Here is a 6,736-nt window from a genome sequence, read left to right on the forward strand (position 1 = left end):
CGCTGGCGCTGGCGAGCGTGGCCTGGATCGGCGGCGGACGTTGGCTCGCGCCCACGCCCCAGGCTCAACCCCAACTGGCCGAGCTGGCCCTGCGCCAGCTGGACGGCGCGCCCGCCGGACTCGCGGCCTACCAGGGCAAGCCCACCGTCATCAATCTGTGGGCGAGCTGGTGCCCGCCCTGCCGCCGCGAAATGCCTGCGTTCGCCGCGGCGCAGGCGGCGCATCCCGGCGTGAATTTCGTTTTCTTGAACCAGGCCGAGGCCCCGCCCGCCGTCACGGAGTTCCTCGCGCAGCAGGCGCCGTCATTGCGCAACGTGCTGCTGGATCCCGCAGGCGCGGCCTCGCGCCAGATGAGCAACCGCGGCCTGCCCGCCACGCTGTTCCTGGATGCCCAGGGGCGGCTGGTGGACCTGCGCGTGGGCGAGCTGTCGGCCGCCTCGCTGGCCCAGCGCCTGGATACGATCCAGGCGCCAGCCAGCGGCGACTGACGCTGAGCCGCGGCTATCCCATCGCGGCCAGCATCAGGTCCAGGTTTTGCACCGCAGCGCCCGACGCGCCCTTGCCCAGGTTGTCGAACACCGCCGTCAGCAACACCTGCCCCTCCCGGGCGTTGCCATAGACCGCCAGGCGCAAATCGTTGCTGCCGTTCAAGGCCTGCGGATCCACGTGGGTATGGGCGGCTGCGTCCTGCGGCGCAACCACCTGCACGTGCCTGGCGCCTTCGTAGTGCTGTTGCAGGCAGGCGTGCAGGCGCTGCATGTCCACGCCCGCCGGCAGCAGGCGCAACTGCAGCGGCACCGTCAGCACGATGCCCTGGCGATAGGCGCCGTAGGCCGGCACGAATACCGGCCGCTGCGTCAAGCCGGCGTGGCGTTCGATTTCCGGCGTGTGCTTGTGCGCCAGGCCCAGCCCATAGAGTTGGAACGCAGGTCCGCCGCCGCCATCGGCGGCCTCGTAGGCGTCCACCGCGGCGCGGCCGCCGCCGGAATAACCCGACACCGCATGGATCACCACGGGATAGTCGGCCGGCACCAGCCCCGCCCGCAGCAGCGGACCCAGCAAGGCGATCGCGCCCGTGGGATAGCAGCCGGGATTGCTGACGCGCCGGGCCTGGGCGATCAACCCGGCCTGTTCCGCGTTCATTTCCGGAAAACCGTAGACCCAACCGGCCGTCGTGCGGTGGGCGGAACTGGCGTCTATCACCCGCACTGCGGGATTGACGATGGAAGCGGCGGCCTGGCGCGCCGGCTCGTCGGGCAGGCACAGGATGGCGATGTCGCAGCCGTTGATGGCCTGCGCGCGGCGCTGCGGGTCCTTGCGTTCCGCCTCGGGCAGCGTCAGCAGCCGCAGGTCCGAGCGCCCATGCAGGCGTTCATGGATCTGCAGGCCGGTGGTGCCCTGGTCGCCGTCGATGAAAATTAAAGGATGGGTCATGGCGCTTGCGTCCTGGATCAAAGGGAGCGCCGGAACGTTCCGGGCGCAGGACCTCATCATCGGTCTGGATCGTAGATAACAAAAGTCGAATATCATGACTGTCCAATTCAGCTTTTCTGAACGAGACCGCCATGCGTGAGATCAGCCTGGACCGCCTGCGCACCCTGGTCGCCATCGCCGACCTGGGCTCGTTCGCCGACGCGGCCCGCGCGCTGCATCTGGCGCCGCCCACCATCAGCCTGCACGTGGCCGACCTGGAAGAACGCATCGGCGCGCCGCTGCTGACGCGCAAGCGCGGCCAGGTCCGGCCCACAGCCATCGGCGAAACCCTGCTGGAGCGCGCGCGCCGCCTGCTGGCCGACGCCGATCAGGCGCTGGACGACGTGCAGCGGCAGGTGCAAGGGCTGGCCGGGCGCGTGCGGCTGGGCGCCTCCACCGGCGCCATCGCCCATCTGCTGCCCCAGGCCCTGGAAACGCTGGGACGCAACCATCCCGGCATCGACGTGCAGGTGGCGGTGCTGACCTCCCAGGAGACCCTGTTGCGCCTGGCCGACGGCTCGCTGGACGTGGGGCTGGTGGCCCTGCCCCAGCCGCCGCTGGAGGGCCTGGTGCTGCGCCCGTGGCGGCGCGACCCGGTCATGGCCTTCCTGCCCGCAAGCTGGCAAGCGCCCGCGCGCCTGACGCCGGCCTGGCTGGCCGAGCGGCCGCTGATCCTGAACGACGCCAGCACGCGGCTGTCGCGCCTGACGGGGGAATGGTTCGCCGCCGCGGGCCTGAACCCGCGCGCCCGCATCCAGCTGAACTACAACGACGCGATCAAGAGTCTGGTCGCCGCGGGCTACGGCGCCACCTTGCTGCCGCACGAAGCCACCGCGCCGCAGCCGGATCCCCGCATCGAGATGCGTCCGCTGCGGCCCGCGCTATGGCGTCCGCTGGGCATCGCGCACCGCGCCGGGCAAGTGGAGCAAGCCACCCGGCATGTGCTGGACGTCTTGTGGGAACTGCGGGCCTCAGCGTCCCGCTGACGGGGTGCGGCGGAAGTACGCGTTGCGCTGGCTCTCTTCGCGCAGCCGCCGCGCCCGCGAGCGGAACAGGTCCTTGCGCCCCACGATGCCCACCAGCCGGCCGTTGGCCCGGTCCAGGATGGGCACGCGTCCCGCGCCCGTCAGCGCCATGCGGTCGGCAATCTGGCTGGCCAGTTCCTCGGGATGGCCGTACACCAGGTCGCGGCCTTGCAGCGCTTCCCCCAACGTGCGTCCAGTCTGCTCGTCGTCGATCGCCCAGGCCAGGGTGTCGGCGCGCGTGACTTCGCCCACCACCGCGCCTTGCGCGTCCAACACCGGGTAGCTGGTATGCACCGGCTGCGCCGTCGTGAAATGCGCGATGGCCTGCGCCACCGTCCAGTCGGCCGGCAAGGTCTCGACCGGGGTGGTCATGACCTGGCTGACCCGCAGCAGGTCGAAGGGGTCCACGCGGTACTCGCGGCTGATATGGTGGCCGCGGCGCGCGATTTTCTCGGTCAGGATGGAACGCTTCAAGAGCAGCACGGTGACTCCATACGCGAATACGCAGGCCGCCAGCACCGGCAGGAGCGCGCCCATGTCGCCGGTCAGTTCCACCGCGAACAAGGTCGCGGTCAGCGGCGCGCGCATGGTGCCGCCCATCATCGCGGCCATGCCCAGCAGCGCCCAGAAACCCGGGGCGGCCTGCGGCAGGAGCGGCGTCGCCAGCGCGCCCAGCGCGCCGCCGAATATCAGCAGCGGCGCCAGCACCCCGCCCGAAGTCCCCGAGCCCAGCGCGACGGACCAGATGATGACCTTGACCGCCAGTAGCAGCAGCACCGCCTGGAACGCCAGATCGCCCGCCAGCAAATGGCGGATGTTGTCGTAGCCCACGCCCAGCGCCGCCGGCTCGATCAGCCCGCCGATGCCGATGACCAGACCGCCGAAGGCCGGCCACCACATCCAGTGCAGCGGGAGCTTTTCGAACAGGTCCTCGGCGGTGTAGACCATGGACGTCAGCACGCCCGACCCCAGGCCCGCCAACACGCCTACGACGGCGCAGGCCAGCAGGTGCGCGGGCGTGAACGGCAGCGCACCCGAATACGCGAATATCGGCCCGGCGTCCAGCACGAAGGCGCGCGTGGCCGCCGCCACCAGCGCGGCCATGGCCACCGGCAGGAAACTGCGCGGTTTCCATTCGAACAGCAGCAGCTCGACCGCCAGCAGCACTGCCGCCAGCGGCGTGGCGAAAATGGCCGTCATGCCCGCGGCGGCGCCAGCCACCAGCAGGGTCTTGCGCTCGCCGTCGTCCAGGTGGATGGTCTGCGCCAGCAGGGAACCGATGGCGCCGCCCGTCATGATGATGGGCCCCTCGGCGCCGAACGGGCCGCCCGTGCCGATGGATATGGCGGAAGACACCGGCTTCAACACCGCCACCTTGGGCTGGATGCGGCTTTTGCCGATCAGGATGGCTTCCATGGCTTCCGGAATACCGTGGCCGCGAATCTTCTCCGAGCCATAGCGCGCCAGCAGGCCGATGATGAGGCAGCCCACGACAGGAATGGCGACCGAGGCCAGCCCCAACTGCCCCGTCGTAATCGGCATGTCCGCGAACGAGAACTGGTGGTGGTAGGCCAGGTTGGTGCACAGCGCGATCAGGCGCAGCAAGGCCCAGGCCGCGGCCACGCTGGCAAGCCCGACCGGGATGGCCAGGCCCATGAGCAGGACCACGCGCTTGTCCGTGGTGAAGTCGCCCAGGCGCAGCGCGGCCCGGGCAGAGGAAGAAGTGGGAGGCATGTTCGAAGGCAGGAAGAATCTCGCAGGGATTTGCGAAATGTCATATATATCGTATCACGACATATATTAGAATCAGCCAGGTGAACCCGCCCCTGCCCCCTACCCAGTTGACCGCCACGGACTACGAACTGCTGGCCGACTTCCGTTATGCGCTGCGCCGCTTTGCCGCCTTCAGCGAAAACGCCGCCGCCGGCCTGGACCTGATGCCACAGCAGCACCAGGCCCTGCTCGCCATCAAAGGCACCCGCAAGAGCGCCCCCGGCCGCCGCGGCCTGTACGTGGGAGAAATCGCCGAACGCCTGCTGATCCGCCCGCACACCGCCGCCGAACTGGTGGGCCGGCTGGCGCGCCTGGATCTGGTCAGCCGCGAAGCCGACCCCGAGGACGGGCGCCGCGTCGAAGTGGTGCTGACCGCCAAGGGGGAGCGCATGCTGGAGGATCTGTCGGCCTCGCACCTGGAAGAATTGCGCGCCATGCGGCCGCTGCTGACGCGCCTGCTGGCGCGTATCGGGGACGAATCCGGCAAAACCTGAGCCACGCCCGGCTGCATAAGCTTATGCAGCGCCGCCAGTCCCCACGTGATAAATTGTCGCCCCGCGACATATTGATGCGCGAGGAGATCGTTTTGGGTGTTGCAATCAAGCGCTGGCTGGGCTCGTTCGCGCCAGCGCCAGTAGGCGTCAACGGACGCGAGAAACTCTACGGTGTGCTGGGCGCGCTGCTCGGCCTGTTCTGCACGGAATGGGTGGGCCGCCACGCGTTGGGTGATGCCAGCCCCTGGTTCATCGCTCCCATGGGCGCCTCCGCGGTGCTGCTGTTCGCCGCCCCCGCCAGCCCGCTTGCCCAGCCCTGGTCCATCATGGCCGGTAACCTGGTCTCGGCCCTGATCGGCGTGTTCTGCGCCCAATTCATCCCCGTGCCCGGCGTGGCCGCCGCCGCAGCGGTGGCCCTGGCCATCGGCGCCATGTTCTCGCTGCGCTGCCTGCATCCACCCAGCGGCGCGGTGGCGCTGACCGCCGTGCTGGGCGGCCCCAGCGTCGCCAGCCTGGGCTACGGCTTCGCGCTCTGGCCGGTGGCGCTGAACTCCGCCATCCTGTTGTGCATTGCCGTAGTCTTCAACGGCGCGCTCAAACGCAACTATCCGCGCCGCCACGCCGACCCGGCTGTCGGCCACAACACGCGCGACCTCGCGCCCAGCGCCCGCCTGGGCTTCAGCCTGGCCGACCTGGACGACGCGCTCACCCAGCGCGGCGAGCTGCTGGACATCAGCAAGGAAGACCTGGAAGAAATCGTGCTGGCCGCGGAAATGCGCGCCAGCGTGCGCCGCTTCGGCGACGTGCATTGCGCCGACATCATGTCGCGCGACGTGGTGACCGTGCAGGCCCAGGATCCGCTGGATTACGCCGTGCGCCTGTTCGACAAGCACCGCCTGCAGGCGCTACCGGTGCTGGATTCGGCCGGCCGCTACGCCGGCATGGTCAGCCAGGGCGACGTGCTGGCGCGCCGGGCCCGGCTGGCTGCCGTTGCCGCCGATGCGGATGCCGCGCCCGACCTGCTGGTGGCCGACTGCATGCGCAGCGAAGTGCCCTTCGCCACCCCGGGCCTGCCCGCCATCGAGCTGGCCCGCCCCATGTCGGACAGCCTGCATTGCGTGCCGGTGCTGGATGAAGCGCGCAACCTGGTCGGACTGGTGACGCAATCGGACCTGGTGGCGGCGCTCTACCAGATCGCGCTCGCGGCCACTTCGCAGACCCCCGACCCCGACGCCCAACGGCTGGCCGCGTAAGCGCCAGCCCTCCGTAGCCCTACGGATTCCAGCCCGCGCCAGCCGCAAGGCATAATTTCAGGCGTGAATCCCCTATCGCGCGCTCGCGCCTTCTTCTGCTGGCTGGTCCTGTTCGCCCTCGGCGCCCTCTGGATCGGGCGGCAGGATTACGTCGATCAGTACGAGCGCTTCACCCAGAACACCAGCGTGGCGCAGCGCATGCTGAGCCAGAAAACGGTGCAGCATGAAGCCGTGCTCGCGACCCTGGCCGCGCTGTCCCATCCTCCGGCTCCCGAACGCCTGTTTCCCAGCCTGCAACCAGCCATGCCGCAATTGCTGGGGCTGGGCTACCTGCCCGGCGGCGCCTGGAGCGGCAGCGTGGCGGAGCCCGCCGGCCTTGCAGCCGCCGTCGAACGCGCGCGCGGCCTGGCCCGGCCGGTGACGCTGCCGGTGGATAACGCCCGCTATTGGCTGGTGGCGCCTTCCGGCTGGAGCCTGCTCCTGGACGCGAGGCAACTCGTGCCCGCGGCCGACTTTCCCCCGGGGCTGGCCAACCTGACTCTGGCCGTGGACCAGACGCCGCTACCGCTCCTGGACAAGCAGCCTGATGCCCGCGTCCTGGGCTGGCCCCTGGCCCTGCAAAAGCCGCTGGGCGCGGCCAGCCAGCCCTTCCAGATGCGCAGCACGCGCAAGCTGACCCCGGGCGTCTGGCCCTGGGCCACCTGGCTGGCCTGGGGCC

General features: G+C 70.0%; 6 protein-coding genes and 1 pseudogene. 5 read left to right on the plus strand and 2 right to left on the minus strand.

Annotated features, from left to right (window positions below):
- Positions 1-488 (plus strand): TlpA family protein disulfide reductase (locus tag WBB14_RS31195; protein ID WP_424243208.1); only part of this gene is annotated, 488 nt, incomplete at its 5' end.
- A 13-nt stretch (positions 489-501) separates the two neighbouring features.
- Here the strand turns inward: WBB14_RS31195 and argC are convergent.
- Entirely contained in the window at positions 502-1,434 is a 933-nt protein-coding gene (argC, locus tag WBB14_RS31200) for an N-acetyl-gamma-glutamyl-phosphate reductase (protein WP_424243209.1), read from the minus strand.
- Between the two features lie 131 nt (positions 1,435-1,565).
- Here argC and WBB14_RS31205 point away from each other — a divergent pair, with 131 nt between their 5' ends.
- Positions 1,566-2,459: a LysR family transcriptional regulator gene (locus WBB14_RS31205; protein ID WP_424243210.1), complete on the plus strand. Its 894-nt coding sequence runs from the start codon at positions 1,566-1,568 to the stop codon at positions 2,457-2,459.
- On the opposite strand, the gene WBB14_RS31210 is transcribed toward WBB14_RS31205, so the two are convergent.
- On the minus strand, positions 2,445-4,232 hold the full coding sequence (locus WBB14_RS31210; protein ID WP_424243211.1) for a chloride channel protein: 1,788 nt from the start codon (positions 4,230-4,232) through the stop codon (positions 2,445-2,447). The two genes, WBB14_RS31205 and WBB14_RS31210, sit on opposite strands and share 15 nt — an antisense overlap.
- A gap of 80 nt (positions 4,233-4,312) precedes the next feature.
- Between WBB14_RS31210 and WBB14_RS31215 the strand changes: the two genes are divergently transcribed.
- The 3 genes and pseudogenes from WBB14_RS31215 to WBB14_RS31225 all read left to right on the plus strand — a co-directional run.
- A complete protein-coding gene (locus tag WBB14_RS31215) occupies positions 4,313-4,765 on the plus strand; it encodes a MarR family winged helix-turn-helix transcriptional regulator (RefSeq protein WP_424243212.1) in 453 nt (150 codons plus the stop codon).
- A gap of 74 nt (positions 4,766-4,839) precedes the next feature.
- Positions 4,840-6,018, plus strand: coding sequence for an HPP family protein (locus tag WBB14_RS31220; protein WP_424243213.1), 1,179 nt, complete (start codon positions 4,840-4,842; stop codon positions 6,016-6,018).
- A 63-nt stretch (positions 6,019-6,081) separates the two neighbouring features.
- Positions 6,082-6,736, plus strand: a pseudogene (locus tag WBB14_RS31225) (sensor histidine kinase); the annotation flags it as partial.

This window comes from Achromobacter sp. (assembly GCF_049647645.1).
Lineage (GTDB): Bacteria > Pseudomonadota > Gammaproteobacteria > Burkholderiales > Burkholderiaceae_B > Achromobacter.

Bases quoted from the DNA above. Each gene is read 5' to 3' on its own strand.
- argC (WP_424243209.1), bottom strand. From the start codon at position 1,434: ATGACCCATCCTTTAATTTTCATCGACGGCGACCAGGGCACCACCGGC.
- WBB14_RS31205 (WP_424243210.1), top strand. From the start codon at position 1,566: ATGCGTGAGATCAGCCTGGACCGCCTGCGCACCCTGGTCGCCATCGCC.
- WBB14_RS31210 (WP_424243211.1), bottom strand. From the start codon at position 4,232: ATGCCTCCCACTTCTTCCTCTGCCCGGGCCGCGCTGCGCCTGGGCGAC.
- WBB14_RS31220 (WP_424243213.1), top strand. From the start codon at position 4,840: ATGCGCGAGGAGATCGTTTTGGGTGTTGCAATCAAGCGCTGGCTGGGC.